This window comes from Mesorhizobium sp. M0633, assembly GCF_040320645.1.
Classification (GTDB): domain Bacteria; phylum Pseudomonadota; class Alphaproteobacteria; order Rhizobiales; family Rhizobiaceae; genus Mesorhizobium.
Genome location: NZ_JAMYQC010000006.1, coordinates 243,262 through 264,067 on the forward strand (window position 1 = coordinate 243,262; position 20,806 = coordinate 264,067).

Annotated in this window: 21 protein-coding genes and 1 tRNA gene; 11 read left to right on the forward strand and 11 right to left on the reverse strand. The window is 63.6% G+C overall.

The window, feature by feature from the left end:
* Positions 1-208 precede the first annotated feature (208 nt).
* Positions 209-667 carry a phasin gene (locus tag NKI47_RS08940; RefSeq protein WP_254819298.1) on the forward strand — a complete coding sequence of 153 codons (459 nt, stop codon included), beginning with the start codon at positions 209-211 and terminating at the stop codon, positions 665-667.
* Positions 668-1,006: 339 nt separating this feature from the next.
* Positions 1,007-1,083, forward strand: a tRNA-His gene (locus NKI47_RS08945).
* 60 nt (positions 1,084-1,143) lie between these two features.
* Here the strand turns inward: NKI47_RS08945 and NKI47_RS08950 are convergent.
* Complete coding sequence (locus tag NKI47_RS08950; protein WP_352571618.1) at positions 1,144-2,052, reverse strand: LysR family transcriptional regulator; 909 nt, start codon at positions 2,050-2,052, stop codon at positions 1,144-1,146.
* 138 nt (positions 2,053-2,190) lie between these two features.
* On the opposite strand from NKI47_RS08950, the gene NKI47_RS08955 reads away from it, so the two are divergent.
* From NKI47_RS08955 to NKI47_RS08970, 4 genes are all read left to right on the forward strand, one after another.
* Positions 2,191-2,943, forward strand: a complete 753-nt coding sequence (locus tag NKI47_RS08955) for an SDR family NAD(P)-dependent oxidoreductase (protein WP_352571617.1) — start codon at positions 2,191-2,193, stop codon at positions 2,941-2,943.
* Positions 2,944-3,035: 92 nt separating this feature from the next.
* The gene (locus NKI47_RS08960) at positions 3,036-3,764 is read left to right on the forward strand and encodes an SDR family oxidoreductase (protein WP_352541770.1); all 729 of its coding nucleotides are present in this window, start codon (positions 3,036-3,038) and stop codon (positions 3,762-3,764) included.
* Positions 3,764-4,108, forward strand: a complete 345-nt coding sequence (locus NKI47_RS08965; RefSeq protein ID WP_352571615.1) for an Atu4866 domain-containing protein — start codon at positions 3,764-3,766, stop codon at positions 4,106-4,108. The genes NKI47_RS08960 and NKI47_RS08965 overlap by 1 nt, the downstream gene beginning before the upstream one ends.
* Positions 4,109-4,618: 510 nt before the next feature.
* On the forward strand, positions 4,619-4,873 hold the full coding sequence (locus tag NKI47_RS08970; protein WP_023677464.1) for a DUF768 domain-containing protein: 255 nt from the start codon (positions 4,619-4,621) through the stop codon (positions 4,871-4,873).
* A 61-nt stretch (positions 4,874-4,934) separates the two neighbouring features.
* Here NKI47_RS08970 and NKI47_RS08975 read toward each other — a convergent pair whose 3' ends face one another.
* The 3 genes from NKI47_RS08975 to NKI47_RS08985 all read right to left on the reverse strand — a co-directional run bounded on the left by NKI47_RS08975 (position 4,935) and on the right by NKI47_RS08985 (position 8,662).
* On the reverse strand, positions 4,935-6,062 hold the full coding sequence (locus tag NKI47_RS08975; protein WP_352571614.1) for a DmpA family aminopeptidase: 1,128 nt from the start codon (positions 6,060-6,062) through the stop codon (positions 4,935-4,937).
* Between the two features lie 7 nt (positions 6,063-6,069).
* On the reverse strand, positions 6,070-7,635 hold the full coding sequence (xseA, locus tag NKI47_RS08980; RefSeq protein ID WP_352457093.1) for an exodeoxyribonuclease VII large subunit: 1,566 nt from the start codon (positions 7,633-7,635) through the stop codon (positions 6,070-6,072).
* 70 nt (positions 7,636-7,705) lie between these two features.
* Complete coding sequence (locus NKI47_RS08985; RefSeq protein ID WP_023680469.1) at positions 7,706-8,662, reverse strand: LysR substrate-binding domain-containing protein; 957 nt, start codon at positions 8,660-8,662, stop codon at positions 7,706-7,708.
* A 178-nt stretch (positions 8,663-8,840) separates the two neighbouring features.
* Here NKI47_RS08985 and NKI47_RS08990 point away from each other — a divergent pair, with 178 nt between their 5' ends.
* Positions 8,841-9,131 carry a DUF1127 domain-containing protein gene (locus NKI47_RS08990; protein ID WP_352571613.1) on the forward strand — a complete coding sequence of 97 codons (291 nt, stop codon included), beginning with the start codon at positions 8,841-8,843 and terminating at the stop codon, positions 9,129-9,131.
* Positions 9,132-9,306: 175 nt separating this feature from the next.
* Here the strand turns inward: NKI47_RS08990 and NKI47_RS08995 are convergent, their stop codons facing one another.
* The 4 genes from NKI47_RS08995 to NKI47_RS09010 form a co-directional block, all read right to left on the reverse strand.
* A complete protein-coding gene (locus NKI47_RS08995) occupies positions 9,307-10,365 on the reverse strand; it encodes a DUF937 domain-containing protein (RefSeq protein ID WP_352571612.1) in 1,059 nt (352 codons plus the stop codon).
* 102 nt (positions 10,366-10,467) lie between these two features.
* Entirely contained in the window at positions 10,468-11,841 is a 1,374-nt protein-coding gene (locus tag NKI47_RS09000; RefSeq protein WP_023680466.1) for a glutamate--cysteine ligase, read from the reverse strand.
* 186 nt (positions 11,842-12,027) lie between these two features.
* Entirely contained in the window at positions 12,028-12,762 is a 735-nt protein-coding gene (locus NKI47_RS09005) for a 16S rRNA (uracil(1498)-N(3))-methyltransferase (RefSeq protein WP_023680465.1), read from the reverse strand.
* A 32-nt stretch (positions 12,763-12,794) separates the two neighbouring features.
* Positions 12,795-13,442 (reverse strand): hypothetical protein, encoded by a 648-nt coding sequence (locus NKI47_RS09010; RefSeq protein ID WP_352589296.1) that lies wholly within the window; start codon positions 13,440-13,442, stop codon positions 12,795-12,797.
* Between the two features lie 74 nt (positions 13,443-13,516).
* Here NKI47_RS09010 and NKI47_RS09015 point away from each other — a divergent pair, with 74 nt between their 5' ends.
* Together NKI47_RS09015 and NKI47_RS09020 are read left to right on the forward strand one after the other, a co-directional pair.
* Entirely contained in the window at positions 13,517-14,215 is a 699-nt protein-coding gene (locus NKI47_RS09015) for a type 1 glutamine amidotransferase (RefSeq protein ID WP_352589299.1), read from the forward strand.
* A gap of 296 nt (positions 14,216-14,511) precedes the next feature.
* Positions 14,512-14,643 (forward strand): hypothetical protein, encoded by a 132-nt coding sequence (locus NKI47_RS09020; protein WP_280952144.1) that lies wholly within the window; start codon positions 14,512-14,514, stop codon positions 14,641-14,643.
* A gap of 28 nt (positions 14,644-14,671) precedes the next feature.
* On the opposite strand, the gene NKI47_RS09025 is transcribed toward NKI47_RS09020, so the two are convergent.
* Genes NKI47_RS09025 through NKI47_RS09035 form a run of 3 tightly spaced genes read right to left on the reverse strand, consistent with a single transcriptional unit; the run spans position 14,672 to position 17,477 of the window.
* Positions 14,672-15,442 carry a metallophosphoesterase family protein gene (locus NKI47_RS09025; RefSeq protein WP_352589325.1) on the reverse strand — a complete coding sequence of 257 codons (771 nt, stop codon included), beginning with the start codon at positions 15,440-15,442 and terminating at the stop codon, positions 14,672-14,674.
* A gap of 38 nt (positions 15,443-15,480) precedes the next feature.
* Positions 15,481-16,617, reverse strand: a complete 1,137-nt coding sequence (locus tag NKI47_RS09030; protein WP_352589302.1) for an alpha-hydroxy acid oxidase — start codon at positions 16,615-16,617, stop codon at positions 15,481-15,483.
* A gap of 56 nt (positions 16,618-16,673) precedes the next feature.
* Positions 16,674-17,477: an FCD domain-containing protein gene (locus tag NKI47_RS09035; protein WP_352589305.1), complete on the reverse strand. Its 804-nt coding sequence runs from the start codon at positions 17,475-17,477 to the stop codon at positions 16,674-16,676.
* A gap of 210 nt (positions 17,478-17,687) precedes the next feature.
* Between NKI47_RS09035 and NKI47_RS09040 the strand changes: the two genes are divergently transcribed.
* Together NKI47_RS09040 and NKI47_RS09045 are read left to right on the forward strand one after the other, a co-directional pair.
* Entirely contained in the window at positions 17,688-19,022 is a 1,335-nt protein-coding gene (locus tag NKI47_RS09040; RefSeq protein WP_352571607.1) for a DUF3422 family protein, read from the forward strand.
* A gap of 136 nt (positions 19,023-19,158) precedes the next feature.
* The gene (locus NKI47_RS09045; protein WP_352589307.1) at positions 19,159-20,655 is read left to right on the forward strand and encodes an FAD-linked oxidase C-terminal domain-containing protein; all 1,497 of its coding nucleotides are present in this window, start codon (positions 19,159-19,161) and stop codon (positions 20,653-20,655) included.
* The last annotated feature ends 151 nt before the right edge of the window (positions 20,656-20,806 follow it).

Consider the following 20,806-nt stretch of genomic DNA (forward strand, 5'->3'; position numbering starts at 1 on the left):
TGTTAATAAAAGCCGACGGCGCGAAGGTCCACAAGTCATAGCGTGCAACCAGCGGAATCTCTAGGCGCGTGGTTAACGCTGCGAACCAAATATTTTATGGTGCGATGCAACAAACATGTTGCAACGCACAAAATTTGCCTTTATATTGCCATGATAGATGAACGAGACGGCATTTTGTCAAAGCCGCTGCCGCTGAAAAGGATGGAAAATGTCCAGGACCAAGACCGCTGAAACGATCGAAAACGTTGAATTCCCGAGCTTCGACGCTTCGAAGGCCACCGACCAGATCCGTGCCTTCGCCGAAAAGGGCGTTGAGCAGTCGAAAGAGGCCTACGCCAAGCTGAAGACCGGCGCCGAGGAGACCCAGAAGGCTCTGGAATCGACCTACGAGACCGCCAAGTCCGTTTCCAGCGACCTGTCGCTCAAGACCATCGCCGCCCTGCGCGCCAATGCCGAAGCCGGCTTCTCGCATTTCGAAGCCCTGATCGGCGCCAAGTCGCTGTCGGAAGTCGTCGAGTTGCAGACCGCTTTCCTGCGCAAGCGCGTTGAAATGACCGTCGAGCAGGCTAAGGACTTCCAGGCGGTTGCTGCCAAGGCGGCCGAGGACGTATCCAAGCCGATCAAGACCGCCTTCGAGAAGGCCGTGAAAGAAATCAAGATCGCCTAATATTTGCGCACAGTTTGACGATGCATCAAAAGGTCGCATTTCGTCAGACAAATAGATGTGCGATATAGTGGTTTAAGTGAATACCCGGCGGGTGGAACCTCCTCCCTCTGCTCACCGGGGTGACCAGCCAGCACCTCCTCCCGCTGGCTCGTAACAGGAAAAGGCCGGCACCTCCTCCCGCCGGCCTTTTCTTTTGTCCGGCGGAAAATGACGCGATGCCGGAGCGAGCTTTTGCCTTGCCAAAAGCCTTGAATTAAACTCCGATAGCCCGTATGGACGCATCGCCGAACGACAGAGCGGATCCCGAACGTTTCATCTCGATCCCGCTCAGGCAAACGTGCCGTTGTAGCTCAGATGGTTAGAGCGCCGGATTGTGGATCCGGAGGTCGCTGGTTCGATCCCAGCCAACGGTACCATTCAGCTTTCAGCCAGGCTTCTGACCAATAGCGCAAGCGATCTCTACGATCCGGTTGCGGTTACCTGCGATCCCGCGCCTGGCGCGTGGCGCGCAGGTGGTCCACGAGGCCCCTCAGCTTCGGCGCGATATTCCGTCTGCTGGGGAAATAAAGATAGAAACCCGCAAACGGCGGAAAATAGCCGTCGAGGATTGGCACGAGCTCGCCGCGGTCGAGCCAGGGGCGGAATGTATCGGCCATGCCGAACGTGATTCCGGCGCCTGCAACGGCCAGTCGGATCATCAGCCACATGTCGTTGGTAGTGATCTCGGGCGCAACCGCCACGTCGAACTCGCGCCCGTCCTCGCCGAACTCCCACCGATAGGGCGAAACTCCCGGCGCCGGCCGCCAGCCGATACATCGATGTGCCACAAGCTCGCGCGGATGGGCGGGTGCTCCGAACTTCTCGAGATAGCGCGGGGCGCAGACGGCCATCTGCCGCTGATCGCCCGATACCGGCACGGCAATCATGTCCTGCTCGATCACTTCGCCGAGCCTCACTCCCGCATCATAGCCTTCGGCAACGATGTCGAATTCCTCGTCGGTGACCACAATATCCAGATGCACCTCGGGAAACCTTTCTGCAAAGGACGCCAGCAGCGGTCCTGACAGAAAGGCCTCTGCGATAGACGAAACCGCGATCCGTAGGCGGCCGCGCGGGCGGTCCAGAAACTCCGTGGTGGCTTCGATTGCCGCGTTCACGTCGGCGATCGCCGGTGCGACGCTCGCCAGCAGGCGTTCGCCCGCTTCGGTCAGGTTGACGCTGCGTGTCGTGCGCTGCAGCAATGCGATGCCAAGGCGCTGTTCAAGCCTGAGGATGCTCTGGCTGACCGCTGAGCGCGTCACGCCCAGACGGTCTGCCGCAGCGCGAAAATTGCGTTCCTCGGCCACGGTGACGAAGACGGCAATCGCATTGAGATCGATGTCCATTGGTTAGTCAAACTTACCATCTAGGTTAACGGCGGGCGGGTTATCGCGACAATGCCATGGCTCTATCTCTGTCGCAACGGCAAGAAAGGCTTGATCCCCCGATCCAAGTCGATGCCGGCTGACCAAGGAGATACCCCCATGACATCACTTCCTTCCCCCTGGGACCTGGATGGAAAAGTCGCCCTCGTGACCGGCGCGGCACGCGGCATCGGCCGCTGCACGGCGGAACTGCTGCGGGCGCGGGGCGCCCGGATCGTGGCAAGCGATCTCAGCGACAGCGTACGCGAATTGGAAGCCGAGGATGTGGCGACCCTGGTCGGCGATGTCGCCGACGAGGATCTGGCCAGACGCTCGGTCGAACTCGCCGCGAAGCGCTTCGGACGACTGGACATTGTCGTGAACAATGCCGGTCGCACGCTCAACAAACGACTGACTGAGACCTCGGTCGACGACTATGACCGCATCCTGCAGATCAACGCGCGCGGCAGCTTCGTCACTGCCCGTGCCGCAGTGGAATTGATGGCCGCCGGCGGTAGCGGCGCGATCGTCAATGTCTCGTCGATCTCGGCCGTCGCGGCCTTCGAGACGCAGGCGGCCTATGCCTCCTCCAAGGCGGCTGTCGCACAGCTGACCAAGGTGATCGCGATCGAATACGGGCGCACGGGCATTCGCTGCAACGCCGTTGCCCCTGGCGTGATCGAAACCGACATCATGGAAGGCGTGGTGGAGAATGGCCGGGAGATGCTGCGCAGCTTCGGCGGCGCGCATCCAATCGGCCGGATCGGCCAGCCGCAAGAAGTTGCCGAGGCCATCGCCTTTCTTGCCTCGCCGGCATCCAGCTTCATCACCGGGGCCTTGCTTCTGGTCGATGGCGGCTACACCGCCCAGTGAGCCCCCCAATAGGGCCGGCGCGCCGCGGGAGCTCACCCGCACCCAATCCCTTCACATCGTGAAAATAATCACAGACCAAAAGGATCATCTCGATGACCATGAACAGAGTTGTTCTGATCACCGGTGCCTCCAGCGGCATCGGCGCTGGCATTGCCCGCGAGCTTGGCGCGGCAGGTGCGAAGCTGATGCTCGGCGCACGCCGCACCGACCGCCTTGAAGCGCTTGCGGCCGAAATCGAGGCAGCTGGTGGAACGGTTCGCGTGCGAGCGCTCGACGTCACCAGGAGGGCGGATGTCGCAGCATTCGCCGACGCAGCCCGGGCCGAATGGGGCCAGGTCGATGTCATCGTCAACAATGCTGGCGTCATGCCGCTGTCAGCCATGGCAGCCATGAAGGTCGACGAGTGGGAGCTGATGGTGGACGTCAACATCAAGGGTGTTCTGTACGGCGTCGCGGCGGTTCTGCCCGAGATGACGGCACGCGGCTCCGGTCACATCATCAATATCGGTTCCATCGGCGCACTGGCCGTCTCGCCCACGGCCGCCGTCTATTGCGCAACGAAATACGCTGTCCGCGCGATTTCCGATGGGCTCCGCCAGGAGAGTGACGATATCCGCGTAACCTGCATTCATCCTGGCGTGGTGGAAAGCGAGCTGGCGAACACGATCTCCGACGAAGCCGCTGCCGCCGCCATGAAAACCTGGCGTGCTATTGCCCTGCAACCCGATGCCATCGCCAGGGCAGTGCGCTACGCAATCGAACAGCCCGACGATGTCGACGTCAACGAGATCGTCGTGCGTCCGACGAAGGCGGCGCATTGATGCGATCCACTTTGGCCGCAGTGCTTACGCGTATTGCCGTTGCTGTAGCTCCAACCGGCCTGACCCTTCCTGCAACTCCAATCCTTGCGGAGGAACGAATGACGCGCCAAGATCATCCCTATGTCGGAATGTGGGTCACCGAGGATCGCTATATCAGGCACGAACTCCTGCCGAACGGCCGTTATGACGAAGCGCGCGGTGACCGCGAGAGCGCCTACCGGGGACGCTATGAAGTGCACGGCAACCACATAGAATACTGGGACGATACGGGCTTCACCGCGGATGGTGAGTTCGTCGAAGGCGTCCTCTATCATGCCGGCATGATCCTTTACCGCCAGCGGTAGAGAGCCGCCCTAGACAAGCACTTCAGGGTTTCCACAAGACGCTATTGCATGCCTTGCATGAGGCGCTCGGCAGCTTGCACTGCAAGACCCGTCACACCACATATCTCCCAGCAAGCGCGGCGGAAAGAAGCAGGACCGCGAGCAGAGTCGACATTGCAAATGGTTGTCACTATATAGCGGCGGCTTTGACGGCTCGCCTCTTACATGGTGCCGGCGAGAGCGCGGTAAATGTGCTAGTCATTGCGACATCTATTGTGATCTAAAACGGCTTGAAAATCGAAAAAAAGCAAATAGAAACAATAGCGCGGGTCGAACGAGTTTCGTCGAGAGAATCAGTCCTCAAGAACTAGAACGTGCTCCTTGAACCCTCCATTCCCTTCAGCTCTGTGGACCTCGGACAAGTTCGGCTTGCCGGGCGAAGCCGACTCGGCTCGAATGGCAGCACGCATCTTTTCGAAGATGCCGACGTTTATGATTACCAACCGGCATAGCCGCTAGGGAAACAGCAGTATGAGTGAACACGCGATCGAGTTCTTGCGCGGGTGGATCGGCGAAAAAGTCCACTGCCAGCCCTCGCCAGCCAGAATCGAGAAGCAGGCCGAGACCCTCGCCAGGGAATGTGCGGCCAAGGCTGCCGAAGCCGGCATACCCCTGGAGGATATCCAGGAAGAGGTCGGCGACATTCAGGAGCTCATTGCTTCGAGGCTCGAAGAGGCGGCCGAGGCCGATCAGGACGAGCGGAATTCCAACAAGCCTGCCGGCTGACGGATCGCCTCCGGCAAAACCTGCCGGGCGAACATTGCCTGTCTGATGCAGTTGCGCGGTCCTATCGCCGCGCAGCCTTGCCAAATCTCTCCTCGAGCCACTCTTTCGGCAATGCCGGCACGAAATTGCCGTCGCGCCCGGTCATGTCTTCATTGGCGACCAGCGCGTTGAGGATTGCTTCCTCCACGCTCTGAACGACGGCGTCGAAGAACGGGTTGATATCGGCATCCGGTATGTAGCCGGCGCTGACCAGCTTGCCGGCCGCGCCGCGCGCCGCGTCGGGATTGGCCGTGCTGAAGGCCAGAAAGATATCGCCGGACGAATTGTATCCATAGCCGCCGGTTAGCGCCACGCCGAGCGGCACGCGTTTCGCCAGCCGTTTCAACTGATGCGGCATGAATGGCGCATCGGTGGCGACGATCGCGATGATCGAGCTCTTCTCCGCTCGCGGCGTGTTGTCCCGGGCCGCCGGATCGGCGAGTTCCGCTCCGGCTCTGATGCCACGGATCACGAGGTTTCGCCGTGCACCGAAATTCGACTGGACGAAGCAGCCGATCGTTAAACGCTTTCCATTCCAGTCGACGCTGCGCGAGGATGTGCCGGACCCTGCCTTGAAGCCGAAGGTGATCATGCCTGTGCCGCCGCCGACGCTGCCCTCTTCGATCGGCCCGCTATCAGCCGTTTCGAGCGCGGAAAACACGTGCTCGAAGCTCACATGGTGGCCGTTGATATCGTTCAGGAAGCCGTCGTAAGTCTCGCCCGCCACCGGCAGCGCCCAGGCGCTGTCGAGCGATTGCGGCAGCACCGTCTGCATCCAGCGCAGCGTTGCGTCGCGGCTGACGCCGCAGGAATGCGTGTTGGTGATGGTGATGGGAAGATTGAACGCTCCGAGCTCCTCTATCAGATGCGAGCCGGTCAGTTCGCCATTGCCATTGGCGCTGAACATCCCGGCAAACGCCGGGACGGCCAACTCGTCTCTGGGCCGTGGCAGGATCGCGGTCACGCCGGTGCGTACCGGACCCTTGCCGACGACGAGCGGCCCATCCCCTGAGATCAGCGTGGTATAGCCGACCGTCACGCCGGGCACATCGGTGATGGCATTGAAGCGGCCTGGCGTGCCATCGAATGGGATCGCGAAGGCGCGGGCGCGCAGTTTGCCCGAGGGCGTCGCAAGATGCGGGTCGGTCATTTTTTCCTCAGAAAAGCGAACCTTGGCCGCCCGGCGCCTTGAGCTTGGCCGCGGGCTTGGCAACCGTCTTCGGCCGCGCCGTGCCACTGATGGCGACTGCATCGGCGGTGCCGTCGGCGAACTCCAGCGAAAGCGCCATCCCCGACACAACTTCTGCCGCGTGCTTGACCACCGCGCCGTCCGCATCCTTGACCAGCGCGAAGCCTCGCGCCAGCACGGCCTTGTGCGAGAGCGTCGCCAGCAGCCGGTCGGCCTGCGTCAGTTTTCCACGCAGACGGTCCAGCCGCCGCGAAATCGCCTGGTCCTGCCGCCGCGTCAGTGCCAGCAGGGCATCGCCTTGCAGTTTCTGCCGTCTTGCGATCGGCGCCGGTGACAGTCTGGTCGCCGTGCGCGAAAACCGCGCCCGACGCTCGCGCACGATGGCGAAGAAAGCCGCTTGCGCACGGGCGAGGTCGCGGCGGGTCAGAGTGCGGGCTTCGTTCATGCGCCGCGACAAAGTCGCCGGCGTCAGCCGCTGCCCCAGAAGCCTGGCTCGCTTGCGCTCGACGCTGACCGACAGCGCCCGGCCGAGCCGGCTCGTCGCCTCGTCGAAGCGCCGCCGCGGCAGCGCCAGCAACTGGTCGGGCGAGGGCAGCGCACGGGCGGCCGCGCGTGCCGCCTGCCGCTTGCGTTCGAAATTGCGCGACAGTGCGGTCTTCAACCGCGCGCCAAGGCCGGCAAGCGTCGCTTCGAGGTCGACCTTGACCGGCACGGCGATCTCGGCGGCGCCTGTCGGCGTCGGCGCCCGCACATCCGCCGCCAGATCGATCAATGTCCAGTCGGTCTCGTGGCCGACCGCGGAAATCACCGGAATGCCCGAAGCGGCGACGGCCCGGGCAAGCGCTTCGTCGTTGAAGCCCCACAGATCCTCCAGGCTGCCGCCGCCGCGCGCCACGATCAACAGATCGGGCCGCGCGATGGCGCCGTCCCATGGCAGTGCGTTGAAGCCGTTGACGGCAGCGGTCACTTCCGCACCCGCCGTCTCGCCCTGCACCCGCACCGGCCAGACCAGCACGTGCAGCGGAAACCGGTCCTTGATGCGGTGGATGATGTCGCGGATGACGGCGCCTGTCGGCGAGGTGACGACGCCGATGACGCACGGCATGAACGGCAGCCTGCGCTTGCGCGCCGCGTCGAACAGGCCTTCGGCCTGCAGCCGGCGCTTGCGCTCGTCCAGCAGCGCCATCAGCGCACCGGCACCGGCCGGCTCGAGATTGTCGATAACGATCTGGTAGTTCGACTTTCCGGGATAGGTGGTGAGCCGGCCGGTGGCGATCACCTCCATGCCTTCCTCTGGACGGAATTTCAGCCGGCTCATCGTGGTCTTCCACACCACGGCGTCGAGCCGCGCGCGATCGTCCTTCAGGCAGAAATAGGCATGGCCGGAGGAATGCGGTCCGCGATAGCCGGAAATCTCGCCGCGCACCCGTACATTGCCGAAGACGTCCTCGACCGTACGCTTCAGCGCGCCGGAAATCTCGCTCACCGTATATTCGGTGGCGTTGGTGCGTGATTCGGATGCTGCGTCGCTCATCGGCCGATTGGGGGACGATTGCTGGCCGGCGTCAAGGCGGCCGTGTTCGATGTCCGCCCCAAACGCGCGATCACCAGCCCGGCAGGATCTGGTTCGGCTTGGTCCGCTTCATCTTGGCGAAGGCGAGGGCGGCGAAATCGAACGTGCCGGTCTCCTCGCCGAGTGGCACGGAAATATTGTCGAGGCTCTCCGAAATGTGGCGCGCAAGCGCGTCGACGATCTCCGGCCGCGAGGTCTGACCGCGCATGATACCGATGCGGCAATCGGGCAGGGCGCCGAAACCGTCGGCCTCGCCCAGCACCCGCATGCCGGGCCGCAGCGCGCATTCCGGCAGCACCGAGATCGCCAGACCGGAAAGCACCGCGGCGGCGATGACGGTGGCAGAGAAGCTGGTGAACAGGATGCGATAGTCGCGGCTCTGCTGATCGAGCACGTCGGCGGCGGCCCGCCGCCAGATGCAGTTCGGCCGGCCGAAGGCCATCGGCAGGATCGGCTGCTCATGCGTCGCATGGTTGGCCGAGGTAACCCACAGCAGCGGTTCGCGCCGCACCACTTCCGACTGGCCGCGCGCGTCGTTGTGCGTCACCAGCGCCAGGTCGAGATTGCCGCGCTTGATGTGTTCGACCAGTCCCGGCGTCGGTTCGCAGATAACGGTCAGTTCGACATGCGGGTTGGAACGGGCAAACCGCGCCATGATCTCTGGCAGGAAGCGATCGGCATAATCGTCCGGCGTGCCGATGCGGATGGTGCCTTCGAGCCGGCGGTCGTCGAAGGCGGCCAGTGTTTCCTTGTTGAGATAGAGCAGCCGCCTTGCGTAGGAGAGCAGTCTGTCGCCTTCCTCGGTCAGCCTGTTGGTGCGGCCGTCTTTTTCGAACAGCGGCTTGCCGATCCGTTCCTCCAGCCGCCGCATCTGCATCGACACCGCAGACTGGGTGCGATGCACCGCTTCCGCCGCGCGGGTAAAGCTGCCGGTGTCGACAATCGAGATGAAGGTCTGCAACTGATCGAGATCGAGCGGCGCTTTCATTGGCCTAATCCATCATTGATGCTGATGCTAAAGATTAGAAACATTCGTTGGATTAATCAATCGGGCCATGGCAAATTCCGATTGTCCACATGAAGGCATGTGAATCGAAGCCGGAACGGCCGCTGTCGCCAGCGCCCGATCGACCGGTTTCGCCCGTTCGAATGTGAAGGAGACCGACATGGCTACGTTTGATTTCGCTACCGAGACCTCGCGCATCACCTCGCGTCCGGCCGTTGCGACGCGCGTGGCCAATGCCGCTGCCAATGTTTACCGCGCCTGGAGAAACCGCCGCGCCTTTTATCGCCTCGGCGAGATGTCGGATGCCGAGCTCGCCGACATCGGCCTGACCCGCGCCGACCTGCACGTCGCTGTCGGTGTACCCTTTGGCCGCGATCCGACAGAAAGGCTTCGCGTCATCGCGGTCGAGCGCGCCGAAACGATCGAGGATATTGCCCGCAAGGTGGTGTGATCGCGTGGTTTCGCCGTTCGGGCGCGTTGAACCTTTTTGAGGCACGACGCCACTAAGTTACGCAGGCTCCCCACTCCCTGCCGGATCCCCCCGGCCAGCCTGCGCGCTGCCCGGTCCTCCCAGGACCGGGCTTTCTTTTTTGGGCGGCACTGATGATTGATTGCCGGTGTCTGGTCTACCGCCGGCCCATGCCCTGCTTGAACTGGTCGAAGATCGACTCCATGCCTTTCTGGTAGTCGTCGCGCTGCTGGGCGCCTGTCTCGAACATCTTGCCGAACAGGTCGTCAAACGGATTTCTCGGCCTGCCGCTCGGATTGGCCTGCGGCTGCGGCGCCTGGGGTTGCTGCGGCGCCTGACGCGGCTGAGACTGTTGTGCGCCACCGCCGAACATGTCCTGCAGCACCTTGCCGAGCGGATTGTCACCATAAGGGTTCTGTGTCTGCTGGGGTTGGTTCTGCGGCTGCTGTGGCTGTGGTGCACCGCCGCCGAACATATCCTGCAGCACCTTGCCGAGCGGATTGTCACCATAAGGGTTCTGTGTCTGCTGCGGCTGGCTTTGTGGCTGCTGCCCGCCGCCGAACATGTCCTGCAACACCTTGCCCAGCGGGTTGTCGCCGTAAGGGCTCTGCGTCTGTTGCGGCTGCTGCCCGCCGAACATATCCTGCAGCACCTTGCCGAGCGGGTTATCCGTGGGGCCTGCAGGCTGAGGGGTCGGTGCCTGGCTGCCGCCGCCAGCCTGCCGCATCATCTGCTCGATGAGCTCGCCAAGCGGATTGCCGCCACCGCCTGCCGCATGCATCTGCCCGCCTAGCTGGTCGGTGGTCTGCTTGAATAGCCCGCCCATCATCATCGAGGCGATTGCCGGCAGCATCTGCTGCAGGACCTGCTGGCTGACGCCGCTCGCCTGCGCGGCCTGGCTGGCGACGGCCCGCGACAGGTCCTTCGAGCCGAACAAATGGCCGAGAATGCCCTTGCCTTCATCGAGGCCCTGCGGCGAGAAGGCCCGGCTTGCATCCTCGAAATATTTGGCGTGCTGGCCGCTGGCCATCGCCGTCATGAAGGAGCCGAGCCCATAAGGGTCCGCCGTGTTGCGCTTCAGCCCCTGCGAAAAGGCCGGCAGCAGCGCCGCGACCGCCGCCTGCGTCTGCTGCTGCGAAAGCCCGAACTGCTGGGCCAGCGCCTGCATGCCGTTGCCGTTCTGGGCCTGTGCCAGAATATCGAACAAGGAAGGCATTGTTTTCTCCTCCGGGAAAATCCTCGTTGGAGAAGCCTAATTCGTTTCCATCACTGATTGAAGCGAATTTGCCGGACCATCGGCCAAGCGGATAGCGAAGCGTTAATACGCGTATTCCATGAACACCGGCTCGATCGAGCCGCCCCAGCGTGTGTGGTAGGCCGAGAGCATCTCTTCGGCGCTGGTGGTGCCACGCGCGACGACCTCGTCCAGCGTGTTGAGGAACGAGGTCTCGTCATAGCCGTCGCGGTTCTTGCGGCCGCGGTTCTTCAGTCCCATGCGCGAGATGACGAGCACGTCGCGGGCTATCTCGCGCAGTGTCGTGTTGCGGAAGGGCGCCGAAATGCCCTGTTCGGGCACCGCGTTGCGCATCGCCAGCACCTCGTCATAACTCCAGCTCGAGGTCAGCGCCTCGGCCGCGTCGAGCGCAGCCGCATCATAGAGCAGCCCGACCCAGAAGGCCGGCAGCGCGCAGATGCGCCGCCACGGCCCGCCATCGGCGCCGCGCATTTCGAGAAAGCGCTTCAACCGCACGTCCGGGAACAGCGTCGACAGATGGTTCGCCCAGTCGCCCATCGTCGGGAGCCCGTCCGGCAGTTCGTTGCGGGCGGCGCCCGCCATGAACTGGCGGAAGGTGATGTGCGTCATGTCATGGTACTGGCCGTCGCGGATGACGAAATACATCGGCACGTCGAGCGCCCATTCGACATAATCGGCAAAGCCGAAATCGGGCGAGAAGCAGAATTCGAGCAGGCCGGAGCGCTGATTGTCGGTGTCGCGCCAGATCTCGCCGCGCCAGCTCTGCAAGCCGTTCGGCCGGCTTTCGGTGAAGGGCGAGTTGGCAAACAGCGCCGTCGACAGCGGCTGCAATTTCAGCGACACTTGCATCTTGCGGCGCATGTCGGCTTCGCTTTCGAAGTCGAGGTTCACCTGGATCGTGCAGGTCCGGTACATCATGTCGAGACCTTTGGTGCCGACCTTGGGCATGTAGCGGGTCATGATCTCGTAGCGCGATTTCGGCATCTTCGGCGTCTCGGCCAGCGACCATTTCGGGCTGCCGCCAAGGCCGAGAAAACGAATGCCCATCGGTTCGGCGATCTCGCGCACCTGCGCCAGATGCGCATTGCCTTCGCGGCAGGTCTGGTGGATCGTCTCCAGCGGCGCGCCGGACAGTTCGAACTGGCCGCCGGGCTCCAGCGAGATCGCGCCTTGGCCGGTCGGCTCGACCAGTCCGATGATGCGGCCGGCATCCATGATCGGGTCCCAGCCGAGTTTGTCCTGCATGCCTTCGAGGATGGCGCGGATGCCGCGCTCGCCGCCGTAGGGCACCGGGGCATTGCCGTCAACATAGAACGGGAATTTCTCGTGCTCGGTGCCGATGCGCCATTTGTCGCGCGGCTTGTTGCCTTCGGCCAGGTGCTCGACGAGTTCGTCGACGCCTTCGATCGGCCGGAAATCGGTAGTATCGCGCGCCATAATAGCCCTCCGCACATGGCCCCGAAAACCGGCTTCGATTTTCGGAAAGGATCATGTGCCCAATCAATATGTTACAGCGTCCTTTGCGCGCCCGAAAGGACGCGCGGCCACTGCCGGCGCTAGATGGACGAAATGTCAGTAGCCGATCAAGCGAAAAATCCTGAGCCAGAGGGTAACTGGAATTGATCACCAATCCCCGATTGTCGCCTGGATCAGCGCCAGTGCCGCTACGGCCGCCGTGTCCGCCCGCAGGATGCGCGGCCCAAGCGGAATGGCGGTAACGAAGGGCAGGGCTCTCAGCATCCTGCGCTCCTCGTCGGAAAAGCCGCCCTCCGGCCCGACCAGCAGGCCGAGCTTGTTCTCCCGCACCGCCTGCAATGCCGGCAGGGGACTGTTGGTCGATGCATCCTCGTCGCAGAAGATCAGCCGCCGCTCACGGTCCCAGTTGCTGAGCAGGCGCTCGAATTTTTCCGCTTCGCGCAGCTCCGGCACCGCCAATATGCCGCATTGTTCGGCCGCCTCGACGACATTGGCGCGCAGGCGCTCGATGCCGGGCTTTGCCACCTGCGTATGCTGGGTGATGACCGGCTGCAGGATGCCAGCGCCCATCTCGACCGCCTTTTGCACGAGGTAGTCGAGCCGCCCCTGCTTCAGCGGCGCGAAACAGTAGACGAGATCGGGCAACGGCGGCTGCGGCCGCTGCAATGCCAGCAACTTCAGGCGCAACGCCTTCTTCGATTTTGCCGCGATCGCCGCCGACCATTCGCCGTCGCGGCCGTTGAAGACCAGAATTTCGGCGCCTTCGCCGAGCCGCAGCACGTGCGAGAGATAATGGCTCTGCTGCGGGCCGATGTCGAACTCGATGTCCGGTCCAAGCCCGTCCGGCACGAACAGCCGCTGCATCTTGTAATTGGCGCGCATCGCCGAGGAATGCGGCAACGTCACCCTCGGCGTCAAGCCTCGGCGGAAGGATGCCAGACAGGCTCGTAGCCTTTCTGCAGCACCGAAACAGTTGTCGCTGGCGTGAGCAGGCGGATTGGACTGTCGGTAAAACCGCCGAACCCGACCGGTTCGTCATAACCGCCGAAACTCCAGGGCAGCGCGGCGCCATCAAACAGGGCGTACGCCCTGTTTCTTGACGAGATCATCGTGCAGTCCGGCAAGTCCGCAAGCGCCTCCGGTTTCAGTATCGGCGCCCGCCCGCCCGATGCCAGGCGCTCCTTGTGCAGGCGCTTGTCGAGCTGCGGCGCGCGTGGCTCGGCAATGCCGAAGGCGTCGCCGAAACGCCGGACAAAATCCCTGGCCCGCTCGCGCCGGCAGAAGAAGCAGGGACGGTGGCCGGCGGCAAGTGCCGTCACCTCGTCGAGGAAAAACAGCTCGGTCCAGCCGGCCTTGCCGCCAGCCCGGTTGCGCCCCATCGGCTCGCGCCGCACGTTGCCGAATTCGCAGACGCAGATGATCCAGGCTTGCAGCGCCCAGCGCTTCTTCAACAGCGTTCTCGTCTCGGGGTCGTGAATGATGCCGCGATTGCCCATGAACAGGCCGCGCTCCGGCACGGCATGGATGGCGCCGAACGGGTCGACCCGGTTTTGCAGTGGCATAGGCGTTCCCTGTTGGCTGCAATGCTGGTGCCATGATATCGCTCGTTGCATCAATTTCATGTCAGCAGGTTTCGATGCGGGTCTTGGTTGTCCAGAACTTCGACAATGAGGGCCTTGGCCAGATCGGCGCGGCCCTTGTCGAGGCGGGCGCCGATATCGACCTGCGCCGTCCCTACCGCGGCGACGCGCTGCCGCAAGATAGCGGCGGGCATGACGCCATGGTGGTGCTCGGCGGCGCCCAGAATGCGCTGGAGGACGAGCTCTGTCCTTATTTTCCGGGTCTGCTCGATCTGACACGCGACTTTGCCGAGAGGGATCGCGCGGTGCTTGGTATCTGCCTCGGCAGCCAGTTGGTCGCGCGCGCCTTTGGCGGCGAGAACCAGATCGGCGGCGCGTCGGAGTTCGGCTGGCACGAGGTCGCGCTCACCGCGGCGGCGCAGGCCGATCCGGTGCTCGCCGCCTTGCCTGAAAAATTCCCGATCTTCGAATGGCACGACGACACCTTTGTCTTGCCCGAGACTGCCGTGCGGCTGGCCGGCAATGCCGTGGCCGAGAACCAGGCGTTCCGCATCGGCCGCGCCGTCTATGGCTTTCAGTTTCATTTCGAGGCGGACCGGCCGATGGTTCGCGACTGGAGCACGTCCTTCGCACCGCTGATCGCCGAACGCCATCCGGATTGGGCCGTTCGGCTCGACGACGAAATGGCCCGCAACGGACCGCAAGCCGATGCCGCCGGCCTGGCCATCGCCCGCGCCTGGGTGGCGACGATCTGACGGCCCATATAGTCAACGTATTTGGCGACGTTGCATATTTGGCACGCGGCGGCAAATCCGCCGGGGATAACGCGTTTCATCCTTGGCCTGTGTCTGTCCGCCAGCCTAAAAGGCGCCCGCTCTGCATCTTCAGTGCAACCGCGATGAACCTTTCCTGTGACCCGCGCGACACACCGCCGATACAGAACATGCCTAGAAGCGCGAAACCGTCAGACATTTGCGACGTATTTCGCGTTTCAACGCATTGGTAACCCGCTCGTGCATAGATGCAGAAAGCTCAACAAGAGATGACGTCCGTGAAAGCAGCCTTTTTGTCCTTTGCCATGTTGTCGGCCATCGTCTTGTGCGGCCTCGGCATTTATTCCGCCGACGCAGCCAACAACCACAATGCCGTTGACGGCTACGGCGTCACCGCCGCGCTTCGCTAGACCCTCTGCACATAACCTCACGCCTTACCTACGCCCGCTCACCCGTCACTGTCAGGATATGCTTGTCAGCGCCGTCCACGACGAGCGCGGTGAGGTTTCCCGACTGCCAGGCGAGGGTGTCGACATTGACGCGGTTGCCGGTGATCTCGGGCTTGGGCACCGGCGTATGACCGTGCACCACGATCTTCGGATGAAGACCGGTGTGGTCGTGGAAGACCTCGCGGATCCAGATCAGGTCCTGCCGGCTCTGGCTTTCCAGCGCAATGCCGGGCCGGATGCCGGCATGGCAGAAGAAGAAGTCGCCGAACGTTACTGAAAAGGGCAGCGAGCGCAGGAACTCGACATGGTTCTGCGGCACCGCCTCGACCAGTGCGGCGTACCCTTGCCGCAATGCCGCATCGGCGCGGCCAAACCAGGCGCTGCCCCCACCGAGTGACACACCATAGGATAGCGCCGTCTGGATGCCGCCATAGCGCATGAACAGCCCGTCCGGATCGGGGACATCGAGAAAATCGAGGAAGCCGAGATCATGATTTCCGGCCAGCATCAGGTGACGCCGATCGCGTCTTTGCGCGTCGATCAAGAAATCGATGACGCCCCTGGAGTCCGGGCCCCGGTCGACATAGTCGCCGAGATGGATCACGCGCCAATCGGCCGACGGTCTTTGACTGAGCTCCGCCTCGATCCGCCGGTGCATGGCGGTCAGCAAATCGAGCCGGCCGTGCACATCGCCGATCGCGTAAAGGCGCATGCCTTGCGGTCCGCGCGCCTCGTAGAAACTGATGCCGGGCTCCGTCAATGCCTGCGTCGCCTCCATGATCATGCCGTCACGGGACTTTAGCGCCGAAGCTGATCCTTGCCCATGTCGGTGACCAGGCGCTTTCCGCACAGCGCCAGCGTTATGTCCATCTCCTTGCGGATGATTTCCAGCGCCTTGGTAACCCCTTCCTTGCCGAGCGCGCCGAGGCCGTACAGGAAAGGCCGTCCGATATAGGTGCCCTTGGCGCCGAGGCACAGCGCCTTGAGCACGTCCTGGCCGGAGCGGATGCCGCCGTCCATATGCACCTCCATCGTGTCGCCGACGGCGTCGGCGATCTCTTCGAGCGCCATGATCGACGACGAGGCGCCGTCGAGCTGGCGGCCGCCATGGTTGGAAACGATAATCGCATCGGCACCCGTCCTGGCCGCCATCAGCGCGTCGTCCTTGTCGAGTATGCCTTTCAGGATCAGCTTGCCGCCCCAGCGCTCCTTGATCCAGGCGACGTCCTTCCACGACAGGTGCGGATCGAACTGCTCCTTCGTCCACGACGACAGCGAGGCGAGGTCGCCGACGCCCTTGGCATGGCCGACGATGTTGCGGAAGCTCCGGCGCTTTGTCCCGGCCATGCCGACGCACCAGCGCGGCCTGGTCGCCATCTGCCAGATGTGCTTCGGCGTCATCCGCGGCGGCGCCGAAAGCCCGTTGCGGATATCCTTGTGGCGCTGGCCTAGGATCTGCAGGTCGAGCGTCAGCACCAGCGCCGAGCATTTCGCCGCTTTTGCACGGTCGATCAGATCGAAGACGAAATCCTTGTCGCGCAGCACATAGAGCTGGAACCAGAATGGCTTCCTGGTCACCGACGCGACATCCTCGATCGAGCAGATGCTCATCGTCGACAGCGTGAACGGCACGCCGAATTCCTCCGCAGCCTGCGCCGCCAGCATCTCGCCGTCCGGATGCTGCATGCCGGTCATGCCGGTCGGCGCCAGCGCCACCGGCATCGTCACCTTCTCGCCGATCATGGTCGATTCCAGCGAGCGGTTGTCCATGTCGACAAGCACGCGCTGGCGGAACTTGATCTTCTGGAAATCCTCTTCGTTGGCCCGGTAGGTGCTTTCGGTCCAGGCGCCGGAATCGGCGTAGTCGAAGAACATCTTCGGCACGCGGCGGCGCGCCAGGTCCTTGAGGTCGGCGATGGTGAGAATGCTGCTCATGGATCTTTTTTCCGCTGGTTCTTCGCTGGTTCGTCGTTGAATTTTCTGGGCGGTGCCTACGGCTGTTTTCTTGCCGGCTCACCGTCACCGGGCTCGGAGCGCTGCCTGAGCCTCAGCCGCGACACGCGCTGCCAGTCGCCGCTGCGCTCGGCCTCGGCCATCGACCGTTCGACATAAGAGATGTGGTCCATCGCCGCCTGCCGCGCCGCGGCTGCATCGCCGGCCTTGACCGCCGTGTAGATTGCCCGGTGCTGCGAAAGCAGCGTCTCGCGCGCGCCCGGCACGCTGAACACCAGCCGCCGGTTCTGGAACACGCCTTCCGACAGCAGCCGATAGCACGAGCGCAGCGTGTGCAGCAGGATGATGTTGTGCGCGCATTCGCAGATCGCGTGGTGGAACTCGACGTCGATTTCCGCCTCGTCGTCGAAATTGCCGGTCCGGTGCGCCTCGTCCATACGTGCCATGATGCGGTCGAGCAGCGCCAGATCGTCCGATGTGGCACGCCGCGCCGCATATTCCGCCGCCACCGCCTCGATCTCGCGGCGGTACTCCAGATAGTCGGTCACCGCCTTGCGATGCATCGAGATCAGGTCGGTCACCGGCTTGGTGAACAGCTGGCCGATGACATCGGCGACATGGGTGCCGCCGCCTGGCCGTGTCGTCAACAGCCCGCGCCCTTCCAAGGCTTTCAAGGCATCGCGCAGGATCGGCCGCGACACCTCGAACTGGCGCGCCAGTTCGCGCTCGCCCGGCAGCCGGTCGCCGGTGCGCAGGACGCCTTCGAGGATCAGGCTCTCGATCTGCTGCACCACCTCGTCGGCGGTGCGCGAATGCTCGATCCGGGAGAAAATGTCGCTCAAACGGGATGCCTGGGGGTTGAACCGATGTCGCGCAAGATAAAGCCAGCGTCGCCAACTGGTCAAATTATTTATCCAATTCGCCGTGGCCGGGTCCGTTTCACAGCCGCGGCGCCATATCATCTTCAGCTAAATTGGGCGTTTGCGTCCCCTGGCGATTGCCTCTAGAGGGACATCATTGCCAAGGGCTCACAGAAGCCCGGGGGACCAGCCGTGCCAGACGCCGACCCTTCCAACCTCGAATTCCAGCTGCGCGCCAAAGCCGTGGGCGGCACCGTCATGGGCTTTCCGGCGCATGAAGGTCGGCCGGGCGCGCTCGGCGAGGTCCACGCCCGGCCGCAGCCGCTGGTCGAAAAACCGCGCGTGCTGGTGCAGCTTTCCTTCATGACCGAAGCTGGATCCGGGATCGATCAGGCCGTGCTTTCCGAATTGTCGCGACGCCTCGGCATCGCCGCGCCCGACCCTCACGCCCGCCACCACGCGATGAAATGGGGCAAGGGCTCGCTGCGTTGGGAACGCCACACGGAATTCTCGACCTATCTCTGGGAAGGCCCGCTCGCCGAAAACGGCAGGGGGCAAGAAGACACACCCTTCGGCAACGGGTTTTCGCCGCCGGGCACGGTGATTTCCGGCATCAGGCTGGAGATCCGCAAATGGACGCCGGCGAACGAAAAACTGATCGCCGGCTTCGACCCGACCAGCCTGTGCTATTCGCTGGTCGAGCGCGGCAACGCGGCCATCGTCACCGATTTCCGTCAGGATGGCGACGGCTTGACCCGCATGCTGGTGCTCGACCGCGGCCTGACCCCGGCGCGCACCGGGGCACTGTCGCAGCGGCTGATCGACATCGAGACCTACCGCACGCTGGCCATGCTTGGGCTGCCGCTGGCCCTGACGCTGTCCGGTCGCGCCCGCCGCATCGAAGACAGGCTGGCCCAGACCACGTTGGAAATGAAGGTCGCCGAGACCCGCGACAGCCAGACGCTACTTGCCGACTTGACCGAACTGGCCGCCGAGTTGGAGGCCGATGCCGCCTCCAGCCTCTACCGCTTCGGCGCCAGCCGCGCCTATGACGGCATCGTGCGCGAACGGCTGGAGGCGCTCGACGAAGAGGCGGTGCCCGGCTACGACACCTGGGGCGGTTTTCTGCAGCGCCGCGTGGCGCCGGCGATGCGTACCTGCCGTTCGGTCGAGGAGCGTCAGGCCAACCTGTCGACGAAGCTCACCCGTGCCACCACACTGCTGCGCACCTGGGTCGACGTCGAGGTCGAGAAGCAGAACCGCGATCTTTTGGCATCGATGAACAATCGCGCCCGCCTGCAATTGCGGCTGCAGCAGACGGTGGAGGGGCTCTCGGTCGCCGCCGTCTCCTACTATGTCGTCGGCCTCATCGGCTACGTCGCCAAGGGCGCCTCGATCTTCGGCCATGCCTTCGCGCCGGAAATGGTCACCGCCGCCTCGGTGCCGCTCGCCATCGTGCTCGTCTGGTGGGGCGTGCGCCGCGTCCGCCGCATGCACTCCGAACCAGGCAAGCAGCCGGGCGAGTAGTGTGGGGCGCAGCGGCAGATTGCCGCTGCGGAAGGCAGTCTCGGCCATAGGCCTCTCATCCCGGCCAACGCGGCATTTGCAAGCGACCACCGTCGCTGGTAAAAGATTTTTACCAGTCGATCGAAGGAGGCTGTCGATGTCCGGCCTTGCCATGCCGAAACCAGACGACGCCACGATGCGCCGGCGCGACGAGATCGTCGCCGATATGCGCATCATGGTGCCGGGCGAGGGCGTCGTCGACGCCGCCAATGCCATGCGCGCCTTCGAGAGCGACGGGCTCACCGCCTACCGGCAATTGCCGCTGGTCGTGGTGCTGCCGCAGACCGTGGCGCAGGTCTCGCGGGTGCTGAAATATTGCAGCGACCGCAACATCCGCGTCGTGCCACGCGGCTCCGGCACCTCGCTCTCCGGCGGTGCGCTGCCGCTCGAAGACGCGGTGCTGCTGGTAATGAGCCGCTTCAACCGCATCCTCGAGATCGATTTTCAGAACCGCGTCGTCGTCGCCCAGCCCGGCGTCACCAATCTCGGCATCACCACCGCCGTCGAGCAGGAGGGTTTTTATTACGCCCCCGATCCATCCTCCCAGATCGCCTGCTCGATCGGCGGCAATGTCGCGGAAAATTCCGGCGGCGTGCACTGCCTGAAATACGGTCTCACCGCCAACAATGTGCTCGGCATCGAGATGGTGCTGATGAATGGCGAGGTGGTGCGCCTCGGCGGCAGCCATCTCGACGCGGAAGGCTACGACCTGCTCGGCGTCATGACCGGCTCCGAAGGACTGCTCGGCGTCGTAACCGAGGTCACCGTACGCATCCTGAAAAAGCCGGAGACGGCGCGTGCCCTGCTGATCGGTTTCCCGACCAGCGAGCAGGCCGGCCAATGCGTTGCCGACATCATCGGCGCCGGCATCATTCCGGGCGGCATGGAGATGATGGACCGTCCGGCCATCCACGCCGCCGAGGATTTCGTCCAGGCCGGCTATCCCTTGGATGTCGAGGCGCTGCTGATCGTCGAGCTGGACGGGCCGGGTGTCGAGGTCGATCACCTGATCGGCCTGGTCGAAGCCATCGCCTATAGGAACGGCTCGACCATATGCCGCATTTCGCAATCGGAGCAGGAGCGGCTGAGCTTCTGGGCCGGCCGCAAGGCGGCTTTCCCGGCGGTCGGCCGCATCTCGCCCGACTACTACTGCATGGACGGCACCATCCCGCGCAAGGAACTGCCGCGCGTGCTCGCCGGCATGCGCGAGCTGTCGGAGAAATACGGGCTCGGCGTCGCCAATGTCTTCCACGCCGGCGACGGCAATCTGCACCCGCTCATCCTCTATGACGCCAACGTGCCGGGCGAACTCGACAAGGCGGAGAGTTTCGGCGCCGACATATTGCGGCTCTGCGTCAAGGTCGGTGGCGTGCTGACCGGCGAGCACGGGGTCGGCGTCGAGAAGCGCGACCTGATGCCGGAAATGTTCAACCAGATCGACCTCGACCAGCAGATGCGCGTCAAATGCGCCTTCGACCCCAACCATCTTTTGAATCCCGGCAAGGTCTTCCCGCAATTGAGGCGATGCGCCGAGCTCGGGCGGATGCACGTGCATCGCGGGCAAGTGGCGTTTCCGGACATTCCGAGGTTTTGAGTGGGTATGTTGGCGCTTGAACACCCCCCTCTGTCCTGCCGGACATCTCCCCCTCAAGGGGGGAGATTGGCAGCTTGCACGCCTCAGCCTTCTTTCAATATTGACGATTGGCGAAGCCAGACGCGACGTCCGATCTCCCCCCTTGAGGGGG

What these genes read in the sequence shown, in the direction of transcription:
- NKI47_RS09005 (WP_023680465.1), bottom strand. Translation starts at nt 12,762, where the DNA reads ATGCGCGCCAATTACAAGATGCAGCGGCTGTTCGTGCCGGACGGGCTT.
- NKI47_RS08970 (WP_023677464.1), top strand. Translation starts at nt 4,619, where the DNA reads ATGAGTGAACACGCGATCGAGTTCTTGCGCGGGTGGATCGGCGAAAAA.
- NKI47_RS09010 (WP_352589296.1), bottom strand. Translation starts at nt 13,442, where the DNA reads ATGCCACTGCAAAACCGGGTCGACCCGTTCGGCGCCATCCATGCCGTG.
- NKI47_RS09030 (WP_352589302.1), bottom strand. Translation starts at nt 16,617, where the DNA reads ATGAGCAGCATTCTCACCATCGCCGACCTCAAGGACCTGGCGCGCCGC.
- NKI47_RS08965 (WP_352571615.1), top strand. Translation starts at nt 3,764, where the DNA reads ATGCGATCCACTTTGGCCGCAGTGCTTACGCGTATTGCCGTTGCTGTA.
- NKI47_RS08950 (WP_352571618.1), bottom strand. Translation starts at nt 2,052, where the DNA reads ATGGACATCGATCTCAATGCGATTGCCGTCTTCGTCACCGTGGCCGAG.
- NKI47_RS08985 (WP_023680469.1), bottom strand. Translation starts at nt 8,662, where the DNA reads ATGAAAGCGCCGCTCGATCTCGATCAGTTGCAGACCTTCATCTCGATT.
- NKI47_RS08960 (WP_352541770.1), top strand. Translation starts at nt 3,036, where the DNA reads ATGACCATGAACAGAGTTGTTCTGATCACCGGTGCCTCCAGCGGCATC.
- NKI47_RS09015 (WP_352589299.1), top strand. Translation starts at nt 13,517, where the DNA reads ATGCGGGTCTTGGTTGTCCAGAACTTCGACAATGAGGGCCTTGGCCAG.
- NKI47_RS08975 (WP_352571614.1), bottom strand. Translation starts at nt 6,062, where the DNA reads ATGACCGACCCGCATCTTGCGACGCCCTCGGGCAAACTGCGCGCCCGC.
- NKI47_RS09045 (WP_352589307.1), top strand. Translation starts at nt 19,159, where the DNA reads ATGTCCGGCCTTGCCATGCCGAAACCAGACGACGCCACGATGCGCCGG.
- NKI47_RS08990 (WP_352571613.1), top strand. Translation starts at nt 8,841, where the DNA reads ATGGCTACGTTTGATTTCGCTACCGAGACCTCGCGCATCACCTCGCGT.
- NKI47_RS08940 (WP_254819298.1), top strand. Translation starts at nt 209, where the DNA reads ATGTCCAGGACCAAGACCGCTGAAACGATCGAAAACGTTGAATTCCCG.
- NKI47_RS08995 (WP_352571612.1), bottom strand. Translation starts at nt 10,365, where the DNA reads ATGCCTTCCTTGTTCGATATTCTGGCACAGGCCCAGAACGGCAACGGC.
- NKI47_RS09000 (WP_023680466.1), bottom strand. Translation starts at nt 11,841, where the DNA reads ATGGCGCGCGATACTACCGATTTCCGGCCGATCGAAGGCGTCGACGAA.
- xseA (WP_352457093.1), bottom strand. Translation starts at nt 7,635, where the DNA reads ATGAGCGACGCAGCATCCGAATCACGCACCAACGCCACCGAATATACG.
- NKI47_RS08955 (WP_352571617.1), top strand. Translation starts at nt 2,191, where the DNA reads ATGACATCACTTCCTTCCCCCTGGGACCTGGATGGAAAAGTCGCCCTC.